The organism is Solimonas terrae (assembly GCF_011067135.1).
GTDB lineage: Bacteria > Pseudomonadota > Gammaproteobacteria > Nevskiales > Nevskiaceae > Solimonas > Solimonas terrae.
In genome coordinates, this window is record NZ_JAAMOW010000002.1 from 331122 (window position 1) to 351743 (window position 20622).

Below are 20622 nucleotides of genomic sequence, written 5' to 3' on the forward strand. Positions count from 1 at the left end.
CATGAGCGATCAACAGGCCGTTTTTCCGGTACCGCAATCGCCGTTCGGCACGCAGCCGGGCGCCACGGCAAGAACCTTCGTCGATGCCGCGCATGTACGCATCGTCGAGGAGCCGTTCCTGCGGCTGATCAGCGTGCGCTTCTCCAGACAGGTCGAGCTGGCAGCGGTCGCCGAGCGCCTGCAGTTGTCGGCCACGCAGGCGCCGAACAGCTATCTCGCCAGCGCGGGGCGCGAGGCGGCGCGTTACGAGCCGCGCGCCTGGCTGCTGATCGGCGGGCCGGACGACGCGCTGCCATCGGCGGTCGCCGGCAGTCTGGTGACGGACCTGTCGGCGCGCCTCGCTTCGTTCCGCATCGGCGGCACGGCGGCGACGCGCATCCTGGGTTCGTCGACCAGTGTCTGCCCGGCGCCGGGGGGCTTCGTGCGCACGCTGTTCGCGGAAAGCTATCCGGTGCTGCTGCAGTGTCTGGGCGTGCAGGACTTCCGCCTGCTGGTCGATGTCAGTCTCGCATCGGCGTGCGCGGACTGGCTGACGGACGCCGCAACCCTGTCGACGCAAGCCTAGGCAGATGCCCGGCAGGCGCCGCGTCGTGGCCAATAACATACAGATATGAATAGTAATGGACCGTTCGAACCCGAGCCCTGCAATGAGTGCTGATCACCACGACCTCGTCCTGACCTTTCTGAGCCCGGACCGGCCGGGCATCCTCGCGGCAGTGACCGCCTGCGTGTTCAAGGCCGGCTGCGACATTCGCGATGCGCAGCAGTTCGGCGACGACGCCAGCAGGACCTTCTTCGTGCGCATGCATCTTTCGGCGCCGGTTTCGACCAGCGAAAGCGCGCTGTCGGAGGCGATCGCGACGGTCGCCGGCCAGCTCGATCTGCGCTGGAGCCTGCGCCCGTGGCAGCGCAAGCTGCGCAGTCTGATCCTGGTGTCGAAGTACGGGCACTGCCTCAACGATCTGCTGCATCGCTGGCGTACCGGTCTGCTGCATACCGACATCGTCGGCGTGGTCTCCAACCACGAGGACTTCCGCAGCCTGACGCAGTGGTACGGGCTGCCGTTTCACCATCTGCCGGTCACCCCGGACACCAAGGCGGCGCAGGAAGCGAAAATCCTCGAACTCGTCGAATCGACGCAGACCGACCTGGTCGTGCTCGCGCGCTACATGCAGGTGCTGTCGGAAAACCTGTGCCGGCAGCTCGACGGCCGCTGCATCAACATCCATCACTCGTTCCTGCCCAGCTTCAAGGGCGCCAGCCCGTACAAGCGCGCCTACGAGCGCGGCGTGAAACTGGTCGGTGCCACCGCGCACTACGTGACCAGCGATCTCGACGAAGGTCCGATCATCGAACAGGACGTGGTGCGCGTGAATCACGCGATGAATGCCGACGAGATGACCAATCTCGGCCGCGAGGTCGAAGCGCGCGTGCTGGCACGCGCGGTGCGCTGGCATGTCGAGCATCGCGTCATCCTCAACGCCGGCAAGACCATCGTCTTTCAATGAACGAACGCCGAGTGCAAGCGGAGCCATCGCGATGAGCGCGCGCCTGCTGGACGGCAAGGCGATCGCCGCCGAGGTGCAGGCGGGCGTCTCGGCCCGCATCGGACAGCGCGTCGCCGGCGGTCTGCGGCGGCCGTGTCTGGCAACCGTGATCGTCGGCGACGACGCGGCGTCGGCGGTCTATGTGCGCAACAAGATCATCGCCTGCGAGCGCGTCGGCATCCGGCCGTTGCCGCATCATCTGCCGGCGACCACGACGCAGGCGCAACTGCTGGCGCTGGTCGATGCGCTGAACGACGACGACACGGTCGACGGCATCCTCGTGCAGCTGCCGCTGCCGGCTGCGCTCGATGCGACGGCGGTGATCGAACGCATCCATCCGGACAAGGATGTCGACGGCTTTCATCCGTTCAATGTCGGGCGCCTGATGCAGCGCATCCCGCGCCTGCGGCCCTGCACGCCGCTCGGCGTGATCGAAATGCTGCGGCGGTCCGGCGAAACCTTCCATGGCCGACGCGCCGTGGTCGTCGGCGCGTCCAATATCGTCGGCCGGCCGATGGCGATGGAACTGCTGCTGGCCGGCGCCATCGTCACGGTGACGCATCGCTTCACCGCCGATCTGGCCGGTGATGTCGCGGCCGGCGAAATCCTCGTCGTCGCGGTCGGCAAGCCCGGCCTCGTCAAGGGCGAGTGGGTACGTCCCGGCGCCACGGTCATCGACGTCGGCATCAATCGCGGTGCGGACGGCAAACTGCGTGGCGACGTCGACTTCGCCGCCGCCAGCGAGCGCGCCGCGCTGATCACGCCGGTGCCGGGCGGCGTGGGGCCGATGACGGTGGCGATGCTGATGCGCAACACGCTGCAGGCGATGGAGCTGCATCAGTCGGCGTTTCCGTCCACCGCGGTCGAACCGGGTCCGCTGCTGCATTCCGTTGCGTGAAACCGACAGGAGCTGTCTTGGCCGGCGATCTCGGCCGCTATCTCGTCAACGCTGCGCGGCGCGATGGCGCCGGGTCGGACGACATGATCACCGGGCCGTGGGCATCGAGTTCACGGTGCGTCGTCAGGTGCTGTCGGCGGCCGACATCCTGATTTCCGCGACCTCGGTGAACGCGGAAATCCTGCAGATGCGGGACAGGCTCGGCGTGATCAAGCCGGGTGCGCTGGCCGATCTGCTCGTTGTCGACGGCAATCCGCTCGACGACATCGGCCTGCTCGCTGCCAACGGTGCGCACCTGACGCACATCATGCGCGCCGGCGAGTTCGTCAAGCAGCCGCCGGCGGCCTGAGCGAACGCTACTTCGTCGTGCGCAATGCGGCGAGGTACTTCTCGCCGCCGAGCACTTCGAGATAGGTGTCGAGATTGCTTTCGCGATCGCTCAAGGCTTCCTCGACGCCGATCGAGTAATAGCCGATCTGGTGCCAGTACATGACGCGTGCGCGGATGATGGCGTCCTTGGGTTTGTAGCCGAAGCCGGCGTACAGGCGACGGATGGCCTCGATGCGCTCTTCGTCGACGGCGTGAACGACCCTGGCGACCGGTTCCGAGATGCGCGCCCACTCGCGAATCGCCATGTCGTACTGTGGGTCGAAGCCGGATTCGTGGACCAGGTTGCTGGTCATCTCGCGGAAACTCTTCAGCGTCGACGCGATGGTCGAGGTGTCCAGCGATGCCGGCACGAAGCGATTGGTCTGCTGCCAGTCCTTGAGCAGCAGTTCCAGCATGCTGTGATGGCTCTTGAAGTGGTGGTAGAAGCCGCCACGCGTCACGTTCAGGCGCTTGGCCAGGCGATCCGCCTTGACCGCACCGATGCCTTCCTCGATCAGGATCACCTTGGCGGCGTTGAGCCAGCCTTCGAGCGTGACCTTGATATTGCCCTTGCGACCGGGCGAGGGGATGGTCAGCTTGCGCTTCTGGCGGCTGGTGGAAGTGAGGCGTTTGGTGGCCATGGCGTCCGCGATCGTGGTATTCAGAACTGTATTATACAGCGCAAACGCGATCCGGCATGCGCGCTGCCGCGAGTCGCGCCGCGGTCGTCGCCTCATGCACCGCCCTGATGCCCGCGGTCGCCGGTCGTGCCGACGCCGCGTCACCGGTCATTTCACGAAAACCTGCATCGTCGGCTACGAGCTCGAACGCGGCGCCGACACCGTCTGGTGGACGATGGCCTTCGACCCGGCCACGGGCGTGCGCTTCGGTCTCGACAAGCCGGACGTCGATCCCGACCTGCTGTTTCGCGGCAAGTACGACGCTTTCGTCGACTTCACGCGCCTGAGCAAGACCGGTCAGGCTGGCCCGTTTCCACTGACTTTCTCCGGCAACCCAAACGTCTACATGCACATCAGCGAAGCCTTCGCCGCCGCCAGCCAGGTCGCGACCGTGGATACGCGATTCAGCTAGTCCGCCGCATCGCGCGCCCGGCAGCGCATCGTCGATCATCGGTGTCGGTTGTTCGGCGCGAGTCGAAATGTGCGGACGGAATAATGAAGGGTGCCGGTGAGCGGCACCCCGTTCCCCGTGCTCCATCCGGACAGGGCGCCGTGCTCGCCGCACGGCCCCGCTAAACTTCGCACCCCGCAACCGGAGCCTGCGATGTCGGTCGATGCCTTCCTGAAACGCCTGCGCGAAACCCCGGACGAGATCGAATTCGCCGACACGATCGCCACGATCGACGGCGCCTACGACTACACGCCAACCGCGTTCCGCAATGGTGAGGTCCACAACGAAGCCGGTCAGAACGCCGGCTCCTGCAAGCTGCTGTCGTTCGCCAGGCTGCGGGGATTGAGTGAAGCCGAAACGCTGGCGTGCTTCGGGCGCTTCTATCGTGAAGACGTGCTGAAGAATCCGGACGGCAGCGACCACCAGAACATTCGCAACTTCATGCGGACGGGTTGGGGTGGGGTGGTGTTTGAGGGGCGAGCGCTGCAGAGTCGCCCGGGGTTGAAGAAACCGCAGTCGAAGTAAGCTCCAACAGAATGTTCGGAATATTTACTCCGCCCTCTTTTCCCTTTCTTCCCAAGTTTCTACTGGATTTCAAGAAACCCAAGTTGCGATGTCGCTTTGCGCTGCCTCGATCGCAGATGGCGAAACGAAGTGATATCGTTCGCCTTGGCCAATTTTTGAGAACACAGCTTTCACAAATTCCTTGCTTGGGGTGCCTGTCAGTTTATAGCTCTCATATGCAGCGAGAGCACGAGCTGGCCGGTACACCTCGGAGAGTTCAGCCTGCGGTTGTGCTTGCTTCGTGCCCCCAAAAGCAAGATGTGCTGCTTCGAAATTGCCTAGCATGTATTCCGTTAGGCCCAGATTTGCGCTGAAAATGGCGTCGTCATTTTTTAGTTTTTTGGCTGTGGCGAACCTTTCTCGTGCAAACGATACATCTCGTTGTCGCCCCTCTAGTGCACATAGGCCGGCGGTATTCTCTACAAAGCAGTAGCGGACCCCAGCCGTCTGAAAATCAGCATAGTCTTTAAGCGCTTGGTCATATTTCTTCCTAGTCCGCGCCCCGGCGAGTATGCGAGATGCAACTAGCGGCGAGAATACCTGCACCGATGAATTACTTCGTCCATCGCTACTGGCAGCGTACATCGCAAATGCTAGTGCCTTACTGGGATCTAAGTTGCTGTTGTCTCCTGAAATAGCTTTCCGCTCGATCGATGGATCGTATATGCCAACACAGAACCGTATTTTTCCTCCTAGCGAAGTTTCGCAGTGCTGTACAACTTTTCTTGCCGCCGTCTCCGTCTCGACAGGAGGATGGCTAGACCATACCGCAGCAATAGAGGTCTGATCAATTTGACCAATTCTTATTTTTGCGAGAGGCAAAAATAGTTCGGTGATCGATGTATAGAGTTTAGCTAAGGATGAATTGACGAAGGCGGAACCGCGATCTTTTAGCACGACATCCGGAGCTTCGATTGCAAATACGCAGGCTGCAGCGCCGTCTCCCAGAATTTCTTGGCATATGGAATCTACATAAGCTTGTAGTTCCTCCGGTTTTAAAATGTCCCCTTGGTGTTCCAAGCTCGCACTAGGCGAGTTATTGAGGAGGTGAGCGATTGACCCTAATGGAACCGCTTCAAGCGTTGAGCCAACAGCAAATGGCGCAGCTCCGACTTTAGCGATAGTTCTACAGAACGAAAGGTCTCGTTGGGCCTCGATAACCTCAATGTGCCCGCACGAGAGTCTGGGGTAGCTTCCAAGCTTTCTGCGTGAACGGCCGTCGCTGACGTAGAATGGTTTAGTTCCGACGAAATCTGGATGATATACTTTGAACTCTTGGCCGACCTGCACGCCGACTAAGGTTCCGATGTCAACGACAACTATGTCAGTCTCGGCATGATGTTCAATTACGGCCCCACAATGCGTTAGGATGTCAGAGTAGTGACGCACAGTGTCTCGCCCGCCGGCCTTGGCGCGATAAAGAGCACTATCAGCGTGTTCGAGTAGGCGAGATACTTCGGCGCGGTCTTCTAAGTCACCAACCGGCATTATCCGAGTGGCCGTGCTCGCGATGCCGACGCTTACTGTCGTTTGTCGTTCGGTAATGGGAGGAAGGGAGATATCACGCGTTATTTCCGGAACAGACACCCATTCAGAATCAGTCGGTGTTGGCGTATCTTTAATGACCTTCCTAATTCGATTTCCGATCTCTGAAAGGTCTGCTTTAGGCAGTTGGCCAGAAATAACCAAAAAGAACTCTTCCCCATGAGGGTGTGCCACAAACGACTCTTGTATGCTAGGGAATAGCTCGCGTAACGTTCCTTCGAATGTTTTGAGGCGGCGTCCTATGGTTTGTAAAACCAAGTCCCCAAATTGATGGCCATACGAGTCGTTGCACTGTTTAAAATGATCTACATCTAGGGCGAAAATGTGAACCTCTGACAGCTGAGTTTGGTTTGTTCCCGCAAGGACCATATCTCCCGAATCGGCCGTTCCTGCGGTCAAAAATTTGTTCAGCCTTGATTCGAGTTCTAATTGATTCGGAAGGCCTGTTTTGCTGTGGTGCGTGGCGTTAAATCTGTAATCACTGATTCGTAAACAGTCCTCAAGTATTATTTGGACTTTATCGTATGTAGCTCTTCTTGGCCGTGAGTGAAAGAGTGCCAAGACAATAGCTGATAGCGACGGTACTGCGAAAAATACTTCGGAAGAACGCCGCGCTCGCCAAGGCTCACCGTGAATTAGTGATTGCTCCAAACGACTACGGAGTGTGGTGTCCAGGACGGGCACATTCGTAGCGGTAAACCACTCATTGTGATACTTTTTATAAATCGTTCGCCCTGCCAGCAGGGTATCGAACTCAGGACGTCGATCTATTACTTCTTCAAAAAAGCTTTGAAATCGACCCTCAAGCATTGGCTATGCCTCAATCCCAGCTCAAAGCCCCGCCCGTCTGATACTCCGTCACACGCGTCTCGAAGAAGTTCTTTTCCTTCTTGAGGTCGAGGACTTCGCTCATCCACGGGAACGGGTTTTCGGCGCGCGGGTAGAGGGCCTTGAGGCCGATCTGTTCGCAGCGGCGGTTGGCGATGAACTTCATGTACTCGTTGAACATGTTGGCGTTCAGGCCGAGCACGCCGCGCGGCATGGTGTCGTGCGCGTAGCGGATTTCCAGCTCGGTCGCTTCCTTGATCATGTCCAGCGCCTGCTGCTGGAACTCGGCGGTCCACAGGTGCGGGTTTTCGATCTTGATCTGGTTGATGACATCAATCCCGAAATTCATGTGCATGGCTTCGTCGCGCATGATGTACTGGATCTGCTCGGAGACGCCGACCATCTTGTTGCGGCGGCCGAAGCTGAGCAGCTGCACGAAGCCGACGTAGAAGAAGATGCCTTCGAAGACGACGTAGAAGGCGATCATGTCGCGCAGCAGGCGCTGATCGTCTTCGGTGGTGCCGGTGTTGAAGTTCGGATCGCCCAGTGACTGCGTGTACGGCAGGGCCCACGCGGCCTTGTCGTGGATGCTCGGCACTTCGCGGTACATGTTGAAGACTTCGGCTTCGTCGAGGCCGAGGCTTTCGATGCAGTACTGGTAGGCGTGCGTGTGGATCGCTTCCTCGAAGGCCTGGCGCAGGATGTACTGGCGGCATTCCGGATTGGTGATGTGGCGGTAGACCGCCAGCACGAGGTTGTTGGCGACCAGCGAGTCCGCGGTGCTGAAGAAGCCGAGCGAACGCTTGATGATCATGCGCTCGTCTTCGGTCAGGCCCTGCGGGTCCTGCCACATGGCGATGTCGGCGGACATGCCGATTTCCTGCGGCATCCAGTGGTTGTTGCAGGCCGACAGGTACTTGTCCCAGGCCCACTTGTACTTGAACGGGACGAGCTGGTTGAGGTCGGCGTGGCAGTTGATGATCTTCTTGTCGTCGACGCGGATGCGGCTGGCGCCCATCTCCAGGTCTTCGAGGCCGGTGGCGCCGGCTGCGACCGCTTCGGCGGCGAGATGGTGAGGCCGCGCCTTCGGCGTGATCGCCGGCGTCTGCGTCGCGGTGCTCGGAGTGTCGTCCCAGTTCAGCATGATGTCGTCCCTCTTCTATGTCGGTCGCCGTTTCGCGGCGGCTCTGTATTCGTGAATGTGTGAGGTCAGTGCACGCCGTAGCCGTGCGCGACCATCGTGATGAGCAGCGTGATGATGACGATCAGCGTGAGCTGCACGTGCATCAGGATGCGGGTCTTGCGGGCTTCGCCTTCGGCCGGCAGCGCGCCGGCGTCGACGGCCTTGCGCCAGCGGATGAAGCGCAGCGTCGGTACCACCGAGATCAGCGCGGCGAGAATGAACAGGCCGATGACGCCGTGGAACGCGCCGTTGTGGAAGTAGTAGTCCGGGCCTTTGCCGCCGTGCCAGACGCGCAGCATGCCGGTGACGAAGACCACCAGCGCGGCGATGCCGTAGATGCGGTCGACGCGGGCGATGCTGCGCACGGCATCGGGAACCCCGCTCAGCTTCAGCAGATACATCTGCGCCATCAGCGCGCCGACCATCAGCAGGACGGCGACGTAATGAACCCAGGGCAGGATGACGGTGCTGAGCATGAGGGGATTCCCTATTGCGAGTGCAGACCAGCCGGCGTGATCCCTCGATACACCGCGCTGCACGCGGCACTCGGGACGAACGGGTCAAAGCGACGAGCCGGCTGCCCGTTCATTCCGTTCATGGCGAGTGCCGCATCTCTCAAACCGTTCGCCCCGAGTGCCGCGCAACGCGCGGTGTATCGAGGGGCATGCGCGTGGCTCGATACACCGCTGTCGCGGCACTCGCCACGAACGGCATGAGGGACACGGCTTTCGCCATGAACGACGGTCGACAGGGCAGCCGGCTGGCGCATGGCTTACTGGCAGGCCTCGCAGTCCGGATCGAGGATCGAGCAGACCTTGGCGCTGCCGCTGCCGGCTTCCAGCGTCGGCAGGATGATCGGCTCGGCGGCCACCGGGACCGCGGGCTTGGCGGCGGCCTTCGCCGACGCGCCGCCCGCCTTGCCGGCGCCTGCGTTGCCGACGGCGTTCAGGCGGTTGTCCTGGATCGTCGTCTTCTCGGCGTGGGTGGCGCCCATGGTGCGCAGGTAGTACGTGGTCTTCAGGCCGGACAGCCAGGCGTGCTTGTACAGTTCATCAAGCTTCTTGCCCGACGGCTGCGCCATGTACAGGTTCAGCGACTGTGCCTGGTCGATCCACTTCTGGCGGCGCGAGCCGGCGTCGACCAGACGCTTGGCATCGATTTCGAAGGCGCACTTGTAGATGTCCTTCAGCTCGGCCGGGATGCGGTCGATCTGCTGCACGCTGCCGTCGAAGTATTTGAGGTCATGCGCCATCACCTCGTCCCAGAGACCGAGGGCCTTGAGGTCGTTGACGAGGTATTCGTTGACGACGGTGAACTCGCCGGACAGGTTCGATTTGACGTAGAGGTTCTGGTACGTCGGCTCGATCGACTGCGACACGCCGGTGATGTTGGCGATGGTCGCGGTCGGCGCGATCGCCATGGTGTTGCTGTTGCGGATGCCGGTGGTCTGGATCTGCGTGCGCAGCGCGGCCCAGTCGAAGCGACCGGACTGCGAGGCGTCCTGCTGCAGATACTGGCCGCGATTGTCGGCGAGCAGCTTGATCGAGTCGATCGGCAGGATGCCCTGATCCCAGAGCGAGCCCTTGAAGCTGGAATACGCGCCGCGCTCGATGGCGAGCTGGGCCGAGGCCTTGATCGTGTAGTAGCTGATCGCTTCCATCGACTCGTCGGCGAACTGGATCGCGGCTTCGGACTCGTACGGCAGGCGCTTCTTGTAGAGCGCGTCGTTGAAGCCCATCACGCCGAGGCCCACCGGGCGGTGGCGCATGTTGGAGTCACGCGCGGTCTTCACCGAGTAGTAGTTGTACTCGATGACATTGTCGAGCATGCGCATCGCGGTGTTGACGGTCTTCTCGAGCTTGGCGAGATCGAGCTGGCCGTTGGCACCGATGTGGCGCGGCAGGTTGACCGAGCCGAGGTTGCAGACCGCGATTTCCTTGTCGGCCTTGGTGTTCAGCGTGATCTCGGTGCACAGGTTCGACGAGTGCACGACGCCGACATGCTGCTGCGGCGAACGCAGGTTGCACGGGTCCTTGAACGTGACCCACGGATGGCCGGTTTCGAACAGCATCGACAGCATCTTGCGCCACAGGTTGGTGGCCGGCATGCGCTTGAAGTTCTTGATGCGGCCTTCGTCGGCGAGGCGCTCGTACTCCGTGTACTTCACCTCGAACGCGCGGCCGATCAGGTCGTGCAGGTCCGGCGTTTCTTCCGGGCTGAACAGCGTCCACTGACCGTCTTCCATGACGCGCTTCATGAACAGGTCCGGCACCCAGTTGGCCGTGTTCATGTCGTGCGTGCGGCGGCGGTCGTCACCGGTGTTCTTGCGCAGTTCGAGGAATTCCTCGATGTCGCGGTGCCAGGTTTCCAGATAGCCGCAGACTGCGCCCTTGCGCTTGCCGCCCTGGTTGACGGCCACGGCCGTGTCGTTGGCGACTTTCATGAACGGCACGACGCCGTTGGACTTGCCGTTGGTGCCCTTGATGTAGCCGCCCATGCCGCGCACCGGCGTCCAGTCGTTGCCGAGGCCGCCGGCAAACTTCGACAGCATGGCGTTGTCGTGGATCGCGCCGAAGATGCCGTGCAGATCATCCGGCACCTGCGTCAGGTAGCAGCTCGACAGCTGCGGACGCAGCGTGCCGGAGTTGAACAGCGTCGGCGTGCTGCTCATGAAGTCGAACGACGACAGCAGCGTGTAGAACTCGATGGCGCGGGCTTCGCGGTCGATCTCGTTCATCGCCAGTCCCATCGCCACGCGCATGAAGAACGCCTGCGGCAGTTCGAAGCGCGTCTTGTTGCTGTGGATGAAGTAGCGGTCGTACAGCGTCTGCAGGCCGAGGTAGTCGAACATGCCGTCGCGATCGGCGAGCAGGGCGCGGCCGAGCGCGTCGAGGTCGTAGAGCGCGAGCTTGGGGTCCAGCAGTTCGAGTTCGACGGCCTTGTGGATGTAGGCGCGGAAGTAGTCCGGGTAGACCGCCTTCATTTCCTCGAAGGTCGGCCGGGTTTCAGGCAGGCCGAGGAACTTCAGGGCCTCGTGGCGCATCGCGTCGCAGAGCAGGCGCGCCGAAACGTAGGTGTAGTTCGGCTCCTTCTCGATGCGCGCGCGCGCGGCCAGCGTCAGCGCCTGGCTGAGTTCGGTTTCCGGAATGCCGTCATACAGATCGCGCAGCGCGGCAGCGACCACTTCCTCGATGTCGGTGCCGCTGAGTCCGGCGCAGGCTTCCGTCACCAGACGGCGCATGCGCGCTTCGTCCAGGGCGACGACGCTGCCGTCGTCGAGCTTGACGTTGATGCCCGGGCGCACGACCGCCGGCGCCTTCGCCGCTTCGGCGGCACGCTTGCGCGCCTGTTCGTCGCGGTACAGCACGTAGGTGCGGGCGACCTTGTGCTCGCCGGCGCGCATCAGCGCCAGTTCGACCTGATCCTGGATGTCTTCGATGTGCAGGGTGCCGCCGCCGACCATGTGGCGCGTCAGCGCCGATTCGACCTGCGCGGTGATCGCCTCGACCTTGGAACGCACGGCCGCCGACGCCGCTGCCGCGCCGCCCTCGACGGCGAGGAACGCCTTGGTGACGGCGACCGCGATCTTCTGCGCGTCGAAGCTGGTCAGCTTGCCGTTGCGGCGTATGACCTTGATGCCGCCGGGAGCGGTCGCCGCGACTTCTGCGGTGCTGACCTGGGTTTCCGGCGGGGTGCGGCGCGATTCCGCCGACGACGTGGTGTTTTGAGTAAGCATTTTTGACGTCCCCTGGACTGCTGATTTCGATATCTGGCGTCACGCGTCCCGGCCGCTTTATTTCCATGGCGGGGTGACGGGTGGCAGTCTCCCAAGACTAGGCTTCGTTCCGTTGAGCGTCAACCGATTTTTCCAACATATTGTGGTTATATTTCCATGCGACCCCAAGGGCTTGTGTTGAAGCGGTGCAAGGTGCGTGCACAAGCTGTGGGCAAATGTGGGACAAATACCCGAATGCCGCGACGAAACAGATACTTAGCTTCCGTCACCATTCGAGCACCGTGCGCGATCCTGATGCAGCCACGATCCGCGCCCCGAAATGCCGGTTCCACACGCGTTCCACCGGCAGGGGAGATTGTGCATAATTCAATGATAAAGTTTCCGTATCGCTTTATAGATCACGGAAACGGGGCCATTTGACCGACTACGCGGCAACGCCGCGCCTCCTCACCCAACCCTCTCCTCCACGGGAGGAGAGGGCTCGGGCACGGTGTCACGGCTGCCTGCCGGGTTCTGCTTGACGGAAGGAGGATTGCGACGAACCTGCCGGCATCCGGCATCCGGCATCCGGCATCCGGCATCCGGCATCCGGCATCCGGCATCCGGCATCCGGCATCCGGCATCCGGCATCCGGCATCCGGCATCCGGCATCCGGCATCCGGCATTCGACATTCGGTGTACCACACCCGAATCCCGCGTCCGGAATGTGGCGTGCGGCATCCAGCGTCCAGTGTTCCGGACCCCGAATCCCGCGTGTGGCATCCAGCGTCCGGTATCCCTCATCTCACGGCTGGAATGTGGCATCCAGCGCCCGGTGTTCCGGACCCCGAAACCCGCGTGTGGCATCCAGCGTCCGGTATCCCTCATCTCGCGGCTGGAATGTGGCATCCAGTGCCCAGTGTTCCGGACCCCGAATCCCGCGTCCGGCATCCAGCGTCCCGTATCCCTCATCTCGCGGCTGGAATGTGGCATCCAGCGCCAGTGTTCCGGACCCCGAAACCCGCGTCCGGCATCCAGCGTCCCGTATCCCGCATCTCATGGCCGGAACGTGGCGTGTGGCATCCAGCATCCAGTGTTCCGCACCCGAATCCCGCGTCCGGAATGTGGCGTGCGGCAAGCGGCATTCCGCATCCCGCGTCCGGAACGTGGCCTCCGCGATCCACCGTCCTGGCTCTTCCGCTTCCGAAGGAACAGGGGCTCCGAGTACTGCGCCTTCTCACCAATCCGCTCCTCCGTCGGAGGAGCGGGTTCGACACGGAAGGAGAGCGCTCAGGATGGGGCCACGGTCGCGTGCCGGGTGCCGCTCGGTGGAAGGAAGCGTGCGAGGCCAGCGTGCGCAACTAGTGTCCGAGCTGCGCGTCTTTCAGCGGGCGGTGGACGTGGACTCCCGAGGCTTCGACTTCGTCATCTCGAAAATGACGATCGTCCGATACCGTCGAAGTTCGATGTGGGCGCTGCTCTGCTGGAAGCGTTGCGAACATCTCGCTTGGTCTTGCGCCCTGCTCCCCTCTGCCCTTCAGGGCGGAGGGGTTGGGGGAGGTGGGTGCGGATCAGGTGACCAACCCCAGTTCTCGCAGGATCACGTCCACGACATCGCTCGGGTTCTCGCGGACGTCGTGGTTCCAGAAACGCAGTACCCGGTATCCCCGCAGCCCGATCGCTGCCGTCCGCGCTTTGTCGGCGTCCAGACACTGCGCGTGCTGGCCGCCATCGAGTTCGATGACCAGATGGCGCGCAGGGATCGCGAAGTCGACGATATACGGCCCGATCGGGTGCTGGCGCCGCAGCTTCCACGGCAGCTCCGCCGCGCGCAGCGCCAGCCACAGCCGCTGCTCCGCGGGCGTCATGTTCCGACGCAGGGCGCGGGCGCGCCGGGTGCGGGGTTTGATCGCCATTGCGCTGTTCTCCGCGATGATTGTCGCGTGGCGGAGTGCAGTTGTTCGGGATTCAAGTCACAGTGATGTGATCAGCACCCGCGGCTTTCGTCCGGTCGACCTCCTCACCCAACCCTCTCCTCCGGAGGAGGAGAGGGCCAGCGCACCGCAGCGCCTTGCGCCCGACTTCCTTCATCTGCGGCGAATGTTGAAGCGCAGGGTCAAAGACCCCGACCGCTGCAGGCAACGCAAAGCGTCCGCGTCTGCGTGCAAGCGCCCACCCCCCTTCCGCCCTTCAGCGCGAAGGCGCCGAGGAAGGTGGGTGCCCGATCAGGCGAGCAGCCAATGGCCACACAGGTACTCAACGATGCGAGCCCCGGCTTGCGTCCGCATGCAAGCGCCCGATTCTCCTCCGCCCTTCAGGGCGGAGGGGCTGGGGGAGGTGGGTGCCCGATCGAGGGATCAGCGCGCGGACACGCATGCACTCAGCGATGCGAGCCCCCGGGCTTGCGTCTGCGTGCAAGCGCCCACCCCCCTTCCGCCCTTCAGCGCGAAGGCGCCGAGGAAGGCAGGTGCCCGATCAGGCGAGCAGCCAATGGCCACACAGGCACTCAACGATGCGAGCCCCCGGCTTGCGTCCGCGTGCAAGCGCCCGATTCCCCTCCGCCCTTCAGGGCGGAGGGGCTGGGGGAGGTGGGTGCCCGATCGAGGAATCAGCGCGCGGACACGCATGCACTCAGCGATTCGAACTCCGGCTTGCGTCCGCATGCAAGCGCCCGATTCCCCTCCGCCCTTCAGGGCGGAGGGGCTTGGGGGAGGTGGGTGCCCGATCAAGGGATCAGCGCGCGGACACGCATGCACTCAGCGATGCGAGCCCGTCGTCGCCGGTAAACCAACTCATGCAGACATTTCGGCCCCGCCGACTAACGCGACGCGTCGGATTCCGGCATCGCTTCCGCCATCACCGGTCGATCGCCTTCCGACCATCCGCCACCAAGTGCCCGGATCAGGGCGACGCTGGCGCGCAGGCGGCCGGTTTGCAGGGCGAGTTGATCGCGGCGGGTCTGCAGGGCGGCGGTCTGGGCGACGGTGACGTCGAGGTAGTTGACGGCGCCTTCGCGGTAGCGGGTCATCGCATAGTCGAGCGCCTGCTGCGCGGCGTCGACGGCGAGGGTCTGGTCGGCGGCGGCGTCGCGATAGCGGGCCAGCACGGTGAGATTGTCTTCGACCTGCGAGAAGGCCTGCAGGGCGACGGCGCGATAGTCCGCGCCGGCTTCGTCGAGTGCGGCGCGTGCCTGGCGGACTTGCGCTGCGCGCAACCCGCCGTTGAACAGGTCGAGCGCGAGGCTGGGGCCGACGGCCCAGAACAGGTTCGAGGCCTTGAACCAGTCGCTGTTGTCGAAGCTCGAATAGCCGGCGCTGGCGCTCAGGTTCAGCGATGGAAACCAGGCCGCGCGCGCGACGCCGACGGTGGCGTTGGCGGCAGCGGTACGGCGCTCGGCGGCGGCGATGTCCGGACGACGCTGCAGCAGGGTCGCCGGCAGTTCCAGCGGAATCGTCGGCAGCGCCAGCGGCGTCGTATCGGCTGCGATCGTGAAGCTCGACGGCGACTCGCCGATCAGCACGGCGATCGCGTGCTCGAGCAGCGTGCGTTGCGCCGCGGTCGTCGATACCTGCGCGCGGGCAGTCTGCAGCTGGGTGCGCGCACGGGCGACATCGAGGCCGGACGCGATGCCGCCATCGTGGCGGGTCTGCGTCAGTTGCAAGGCCTTGTCGTAGGCGACGACGGTGTCCTGCAACAACTGCGTTTCGCTGTCGTAGCGGCGCAGCTGCACGTAGTCGTCGACCAGCTCGGCCTGCAGGCTGAGGCGCGCCGATTCCAGATCGGCGGCGGCGGCGGCCAGTCCGGCGTTGCCGGCGCGCACGCTGTTGCGGACGCGGCCCCAGAGATCGAGTTCGTAGGCGGCGCTCAGGCCCAGCGAGTTGCTGTCGAAATATTTCTCGCTGCGTCCGGACGGCGGCTGCATGGCGGAAGCGCGTTCACGCTCGACGGTGCCGCCGAGCGAGAGGTTCGGAAAGTACGCGGCGCGGGTCTGGTCGCGATAGGCCGCGGCCTGTTCGTAATGCGCGAGCGCGGCCGCGAGATCGGGGCTGCCGGTTTCGACACGCGCGGCCAGCGCGTCGAGTTGATCGTCGCCGTACAGCGTCCACCAGTTGCCGCGTGCCAGACGATCGGCCGGCGAGGCCGGCGTCCAGCCGGCGCCTGCGTCGCCGCCGGCGCCGGCCTGATACCGCCCTGCGATCGGCACGTCGGGGACCGTGTACTTCGGTGCAAACGAGCAGGCGCTCAGCGCGATCGCGCCCAGGCCGGCGAGGGCCGCTGTCCAGCCGGGCGTAGCCGGCATCGCGCGCCGCTCAAGCTTTCCGGTTCGCATCGCTTTTTCCGGGCGCAGCGTTCGGGGCCACCGCGGGCTTGTCGGCGAGCCGCACGGCGTCACCGTCGCGCAGCGAGTCCGGCGGGCTGTCGATGATGCGATTGCTGCTCTGCAGGCCGGCCACTTCGACGGTCTTGCCGAGGTCGCGGGTGATGTCGACCGGCGTCATCTTCACCTTGTTGTCGGCACCGAGCAGGGCAACGTGCATGCCGCTGCCGTCGAAGATCAGGCAACTGGCCGGCACCGACGCGCCCTTGGCGTCGCCGGGTAAAGCCAGGCTGACATCGGCATAACCGCCGGGCAGCAGATCGCCATCGGTGTTGTCGACCGCCAGCTGCACCAGCGTGCCGCCGCTGGCGGCACTGATGGCCTGCGCCGTGCTTTCGATCTTCGCGCTGAATTCCCGGCCCGGATATTCCGGCACGGTCATTGTCGCGGTCTGTCCGATCCGGATGCTTGCGATGTAGCTTTGCGGCACCTGCACGTAGACACGCAGCTTGTGCGTGTCGGCAACCGTGAACAGTTCCGGGCCGCTGCCGCCGCCGGCACTGATCAGTGCGCCGACATCGGTCGAGCGCGAAGTCACGACGCCGTCGAACGGCGCGACGATGCGCTGGAAGCCCTGCGTCGCCGCGAGACGATCGACGTTGGCGCGCGCGGCCGCTTCGGCGGCCTGCTTGGCGGCGGCGTCTCCGACTTTTTCGTCGACTTCCTGCTTCGACACGGCATCGCTGCCGAGCATCGCCTGCCAGCGCGTCGCCGTGCTGCGCGCGAGATCGGCGTCGGCCTTCGCCTTGGCGAAGTCGGCCCGTGCCTGCGCGAGCTGCTGGTCGACGTCCGGCGTTTCGATTTCGGCGAGCAACTGGCCGGCCTTCACGTGCGCGCCGATGTCGACCTTCCAGTCTTTCAGATAACCGCTGGTGCGGGCGTAGATCGGCGCGCTGGCGTAGGCCTCGAGTCGGCCCGGCAGTTGCAGCGCATCGCTCTCGCCGAGCGCCTGCGGTTGCACGGTCGCGACCACCGGCAGCGCGTTGGCATCGGTCCAGTCGCGCAGCTGGCTGCTGCTGCGTGCGCGTTGCGTGAGGCCGATCGCGACGATCGCGACCAGCACGACGGCGATGACGATGCCGCTGGTGCGCAGGCTGCGCGGCACGGGGCGGGCGGTGGTGGCAGGTGGTTTAGTGGGCGACATGGGGAACTCCCGCAGGCGCGGAGGAAGGTTTGCGGCCGTAGCGCGCGTGGACGATGCTGAACACGACGGGCACGAAGATCAGCGTGGCGACGGTGGCGAACAGCAGGCCGCCGATCACGGCACGCCCGAGCGGCGCGTTCTGTTCGCCGCCTTCGCCGAGACCGAAGGCCATCGGCGCCATGCCGATGATCATCGCCAGCGCGGTCATCAGCACCGGCCGGAAGCGCGTGAAGCCGGCGTCGAGCGCGGCCTGCACCGCGTCGCCGGTCGCTTCGAGCCGCTCGCGCGCGAAGCTGATGACGAGAATCGAGTTGGCGGTCGACACGCCCATGCACATGATCGCGCCGGTCAGCGCCGGCACCGACAGCGTCGTGTGCGTCGTGAACAGCATCCAGACGATGCCGGCGATCGCCGCCGGCAGCGCGGTGATGATGACGAATGGATCGGCCCAGGACTGGAAATTGACGACGATCAGGAAGTAGATCAGCACGATGGCGCCGAGCAGACCGAACAGCAGGCCGGAGAACGCGCTGTTCATGGTCTGCACCTGACCGCGCAGGGTGACGGTCGTGGCCTTCGGAGCATCCCCGGCGGCGGCATCGACGATGTCGCGGATATCCGCGGCGACCGCGCCGAGATCGCGATCCTGCGGCGTTGCGTAAATATCGACGACCGCCATGATGTCGCGATGCGTGACGACGGCATCGCTCATGCCGCGCGAGATGCTGGCGACGCTGCCGAGGATCTGTGTGCCGCCGTTCGATGACGATACCGGCAGGCTCTGCAGATCGGACAGCGTCTGCAGACGGTATTGCGGCACCTGCGCGACGATCGGGTACGACACGCTGTTGGTCGGGTTGAGCCAGAAGGTCGGCGACACCTGACTGGTGCCGACCAGCGAGATCAGCATGCTGTCGGTGACATTGTGCGCGGTCACGCCGAGCTGCTCGGCGCGCGCGCGATCCATGTTCAGCTGCAGGTCCGGATAGCGCTGCGACTGCTGGATGCGCGCGTCGGCGACGCCTTTCACGAAACGGATCCGGCTCAACAGCTGCCTGGCGTAGTCGTAGTCGGCGTCGAGCCTGGGGCCGCGGATCTGCACGTCGATCGGCGCCGGCGAGCCGAAGTTGAGAATCTGGCTGACGATGTCCGCCGGCAGGAACGAGAACTGCACGCCGGGAAATTCGAGCGGCAGCTGCTCGCGCAGCGTGCGCACGTAATCGGCGGTCGGATGATGGTCCTCGCTCAGGGCGATCTGGATGTCGCCGTCCTGCGGGCCGATGGTGCCGGTGTTGTTGTAGGTGTTGTTGATGCTCGATACCGGCACGCCGATGTTGTCTGCGAGCGCCGCCAGTTCACGGGCCGGAATGACGCGGCGGATCGCATCTTCGATGTGCGCGAAGCGCTGCGAGGTCTCCTCGAGCCGCGTGCCGACCGGCACGCGCGCGTGGATCAGCATCTGCCCGGAGTCGACCGACGGGAAGAAGTTGCGGCCGAGAAACGGCAGCAGCAGGAACGACAGCGCGACGAACGCCAGGAACGCCGGCACGAACACGCCGCGGTGGTGCAGCGCCAGATCGAGCAGGTCGTGATAGCCGGCCCGCACGCGCTCGAAGCGCGCCTCGAAACCGCGCTGGAAGCGCACCAGCGGATTGCGCGATGGCGGCAGCGCGGCATCGTTGCCATGCACGTCGGTATGAGGTGCGTGCGGCCTGAGCAGGTACTTGGCCATCGTCGGCACCAGCGTGCGCGAGAGGATGAACGAGCAGACCATCGCGAACATCACGGCCTCGGCCATCGGCACGAACAGGAAACGCGCGACGCCGTCGAGGAAGAACATCGGCACGAACACGATGCAGATGCACAGCAGCGACACGAACGCCGGCGTGACGATCTGCTGCGCGCCGTCGAGGATCGCGGTCTCGACGTCCTTGCCCTGCTCGAGATGCCAGTTGATGTTCTCGATCGTCACGGTCGCGTCGTCGACGAGGATGCCGACCGCCAGCGCCAGGCCGCCGAGCGTCATGATGTTCAGCGTCTCGCCGAGCAGCGAGAGGATGGTGATCGCGCCGAGCACCGACAGCGGAATCGAGACGGCGATGATCACGGTCGAGCGCCAGCTGCCGAGGAACAGCAGGATCATCAGGCTGGTCAGCGATGCGGCGAGGATGCCCTCGTGCAGCACGCCGTTGACGGCGCCGCGCACGAACACCGACTGGTCGCCGATCAGATCGATCTTCAGTCCGTCCGGCACCAGCTCCTTGAGCTGTTTGACACGTTCCTTGACGCCGTCGACGATCGCCAGCGTCGAGGTCGCGCCGATCTTGAACACGGTCAGCAGCACCGAGCGGTTGTTGTTGACGTGGACGATATTGGTCTGCGTGGCGTTGCCGTCGTGCACGAAACCGACGTCGCGCATGGTGACGTTGGTGCCGTTGACGGCCTTGATCGGCAGATCGTTGAGGTCCTCGAACTTCAGCGGCGCGTTGTTGAGGCGGATGCTGTAGTCGGTACTGCCGATCTTCTGCGTGCCGACCGGCAGGATCACGTTCTGCGCTGCCAGCGCATTGGAGATGTCCTGCGGACCCAGGCCCCGCGCCTGCAGTTTGCTGTTGTCGATGTCGATCGAGATCTGTCGCGTCTTGCCGCCGAACGGATAGGGCACGGCGGCACCGGGCACGGTGACCAGCTGCGTGCGCACCAGATTGAGGCCGAGATCGCCGAGGTTCTGTTCGGAGAAGCCGGGGCCGGACAGCGCCAGCTGGATGATCGGCACGGTCGAGGCGCTGTAGTTGAGGATCAGCGGCGGCGTCGTGCCGGCGGGAAACTGCCGGACGATGGTCTGCGAGATCGCCGTGACCTGCGCGTTGGCGGTGGCGATGTCGACGCCGGGCTGGAAGAAGATCTTGACGATGCCGAAGCCGACCAGCGAACTCGATTCGATGTGCTCGATGTCGTTGACCGTGGTTGTCAGCACGCGCTCGTAGGCGGTGGTGATGCGCTCGGCCATCTGGTCCGGCGGCAGGCCGCTGTACTGCCAGGCGACGGCGATCACCGGAATCCTGATCGCCGGAAAGATGTCGGTCGGCGTGCGCAGATAGGCCAGCGGCCCGATGATCAGCAGCAGCAGCGCGAGAACGACGAAAGTGTACGGCCGCGCGAGCGCGATTCTGACCAGGCCCTGCATGGCGTTTTCCGGGGGAGCGGCGGGGAGCGGAGGCCGCGCAGTATCGCTGCCCGCAGGTGGCGCGAGGCTGTCCGCTTCATGAAAGAAAAGTCATGAGCCCTGGCGCGCGCCGCTTTCCCGCCGATGACGCCGT

The 20622-nt window shown here is 64.0% G+C and carries 15 protein-coding genes; 6 read left to right on the forward strand and 9 right to left on the reverse strand.

Annotated features, from left to right (window positions below; translation table 11 throughout):
- The first annotated feature begins 1 nt into the window (after position 1).
- The 4 genes from G7Y85_RS05080 (at position 2) to G7Y85_RS05095 (ending at position 2794) form a co-directional block, all read left to right on the forward strand.
- Positions 2-565: an aminomethyltransferase family protein gene (locus G7Y85_RS05080; protein WP_166252775.1), complete on the forward strand. Its 564-nt coding sequence runs from the start codon at positions 2-4 to the stop codon at positions 563-565.
- Between the two features lie 82 nt (positions 566-647).
- Entirely contained in the window at positions 648-1508 is an 861-nt protein-coding gene (purU, locus tag G7Y85_RS05085; protein WP_166252779.1) for a formyltetrahydrofolate deformylase, read from the forward strand.
- Positions 1509-1539: 31 nt separating this feature from the next.
- Complete coding sequence (gene folD, locus G7Y85_RS05090; protein ID WP_166252782.1) at positions 1540-2445, forward strand: bifunctional methylenetetrahydrofolate dehydrogenase/methenyltetrahydrofolate cyclohydrolase FolD; 906 nt, start codon at positions 1540-1542, stop codon at positions 2443-2445.
- A complete protein-coding gene (locus tag G7Y85_RS05095) occupies positions 2438-2794 on the forward strand; it encodes an amidohydrolase family protein (protein ID WP_194241109.1) in 357 nt (118 codons plus the stop codon). The genes folD and G7Y85_RS05095 overlap by 8 nt, the downstream gene beginning before the upstream one ends.
- A gap of 7 nt (positions 2795-2801) precedes the next feature.
- Here the strand turns inward: G7Y85_RS05095 and G7Y85_RS05100 are convergent, their stop codons facing one another.
- Positions 2802-3455, reverse strand: a complete 654-nt coding sequence (locus G7Y85_RS05100; protein ID WP_166252785.1) for a TetR/AcrR family transcriptional regulator — start codon at positions 3453-3455, stop codon at positions 2802-2804.
- A gap of 94 nt (positions 3456-3549) precedes the next feature.
- Here G7Y85_RS05100 and G7Y85_RS05105 point away from each other — a divergent pair, with 94 nt between their 5' ends.
- A complete protein-coding gene (locus G7Y85_RS05105; RefSeq protein ID WP_166252788.1) occupies positions 3550-3906 on the forward strand; it encodes a hypothetical protein in 357 nt (118 codons plus the stop codon).
- Positions 3907-4098: 192 nt separating this feature from the next.
- On the forward strand, positions 4099-4470 hold the full coding sequence (locus G7Y85_RS05110; protein WP_166252791.1) for a HopJ type III effector protein: 372 nt from the start codon (positions 4099-4101) through the stop codon (positions 4468-4470).
- Positions 4471-4539: 69 nt separating this feature from the next.
- On the opposite strand, the gene G7Y85_RS05115 is transcribed toward G7Y85_RS05110, so the two are convergent.
- The 8 genes from G7Y85_RS05115 to G7Y85_RS05150 all read right to left on the reverse strand — a co-directional run bounded on the left by G7Y85_RS05115 (position 4540) and on the right by G7Y85_RS05150 (position 20489).
- Positions 4540-6864: a GGDEF domain-containing protein gene (locus G7Y85_RS05115; RefSeq protein ID WP_166252793.1), complete on the reverse strand. Its 2325-nt coding sequence runs from the start codon at positions 6862-6864 to the stop codon at positions 4540-4542.
- 10 nt (positions 6865-6874) lie between these two features.
- A complete protein-coding gene (locus tag G7Y85_RS05120; protein ID WP_166252796.1) occupies positions 6875-8026 on the reverse strand; it encodes a ribonucleotide-diphosphate reductase subunit beta in 1152 nt (383 codons plus the stop codon).
- Between the two features lie 65 nt (positions 8027-8091).
- Positions 8092-8541 carry a DUF2214 family protein gene (locus G7Y85_RS05125; protein ID WP_166252799.1) on the reverse strand — a complete coding sequence of 150 codons (450 nt, stop codon included), beginning with the start codon at positions 8539-8541 and terminating at the stop codon, positions 8092-8094.
- 296 nt (positions 8542-8837) lie between these two features.
- Complete coding sequence (locus tag G7Y85_RS05130; protein ID WP_166252802.1) at positions 8838-11801, reverse strand: ribonucleoside-diphosphate reductase subunit alpha; 2964 nt, start codon at positions 11799-11801, stop codon at positions 8838-8840.
- Between the two features lie 1550 nt (positions 11802-13351).
- Entirely contained in the window at positions 13352-13696 is a 345-nt protein-coding gene (locus G7Y85_RS05135; RefSeq protein WP_166252807.1) for an endonuclease domain-containing protein, read from the reverse strand.
- A gap of 902 nt (positions 13697-14598) precedes the next feature.
- Positions 14599-16110 (reverse strand): efflux transporter outer membrane subunit, encoded by a 1512-nt coding sequence (locus G7Y85_RS05140; RefSeq protein WP_241696007.1) that lies wholly within the window; start codon positions 16108-16110, stop codon positions 14599-14601.
- Positions 16091-17302 carry an efflux RND transporter periplasmic adaptor subunit gene (locus G7Y85_RS05145; RefSeq protein ID WP_166252809.1) on the reverse strand — a complete coding sequence of 404 codons (1212 nt, stop codon included), beginning with the start codon at positions 17300-17302 and terminating at the stop codon, positions 16091-16093. The genes G7Y85_RS05140 and G7Y85_RS05145 overlap by 20 nt, the downstream gene beginning before the upstream one ends.
- Positions 17289-20489, reverse strand: coding sequence for an efflux RND transporter permease subunit (locus G7Y85_RS05150; RefSeq protein ID WP_166252812.1), 3201 nt, complete (start codon positions 20487-20489; stop codon positions 17289-17291). The genes G7Y85_RS05145 and G7Y85_RS05150 overlap by 14 nt, the downstream gene beginning before the upstream one ends.
- Positions 20490-20622 lie beyond the last annotated feature (133 nt).

Bases quoted from the DNA above. Each gene is read 5' to 3' on its own strand.
- G7Y85_RS05080 (WP_166252775.1), top strand. From the start codon at position 2: ATGAGCGATCAACAGGCCGTTTTTCCGGTACCGCAATCGCCGTTCGGC.
- purU (WP_166252779.1), top strand. From the start codon at position 648: ATGAGTGCTGATCACCACGACCTCGTCCTGACCTTTCTGAGCCCGGAC.
- folD (WP_166252782.1), top strand. From the start codon at position 1,540: ATGAGCGCGCGCCTGCTGGACGGCAAGGCGATCGCCGCCGAGGTGCAG.
- G7Y85_RS05100 (WP_166252785.1), bottom strand. From the start codon at position 3,455: ATGGCCACCAAACGCCTCACTTCCACCAGCCGCCAGAAGCGCAAGCTG.
- G7Y85_RS05105 (WP_166252788.1), top strand. From the start codon at position 3,550: ATGCACCGCCCTGATGCCCGCGGTCGCCGGTCGTGCCGACGCCGCGTC.
- G7Y85_RS05110 (WP_166252791.1), top strand. From the start codon at position 4,099: ATGTCGGTCGATGCCTTCCTGAAACGCCTGCGCGAAACCCCGGACGAG.
- G7Y85_RS05115 (WP_166252793.1), bottom strand. From the start codon at position 6,864: ATGCTTGAGGGTCGATTTCAAAGCTTTTTTGAAGAAGTAATAGATCGA.
- G7Y85_RS05120 (WP_166252796.1), bottom strand. From the start codon at position 8,026: ATGCTGAACTGGGACGACACTCCGAGCACCGCGACGCAGACGCCGGCG.
- G7Y85_RS05125 (WP_166252799.1), bottom strand. From the start codon at position 8,541: ATGCTCAGCACCGTCATCCTGCCCTGGGTTCATTACGTCGCCGTCCTG.
- G7Y85_RS05130 (WP_166252802.1), bottom strand. From the start codon at position 11,801: ATGCTTACTCAAAACACCACGTCGTCGGCGGAATCGCGCCGCACCCCG.
- G7Y85_RS05135 (WP_166252807.1), bottom strand. From the start codon at position 13,696: ATGGCGATCAAACCCCGCACCCGGCGCGCCCGCGCCCTGCGTCGGAAC.
- G7Y85_RS05140 (WP_241696007.1), bottom strand. From the start codon at position 16,110: ATGCGAACCGGAAAGCTTGAGCGGCGCGCGATGCCGGCTACGCCCGGC.
- G7Y85_RS05145 (WP_166252809.1), bottom strand. From the start codon at position 17,302: ATGTCGCCCACTAAACCACCTGCCACCACCGCCCGCCCCGTGCCGCGC.
- G7Y85_RS05150 (WP_166252812.1), bottom strand. From the start codon at position 20,489: ATGCAGGGCCTGGTCAGAATCGCGCTCGCGCGGCCGTACACTTTCGTC.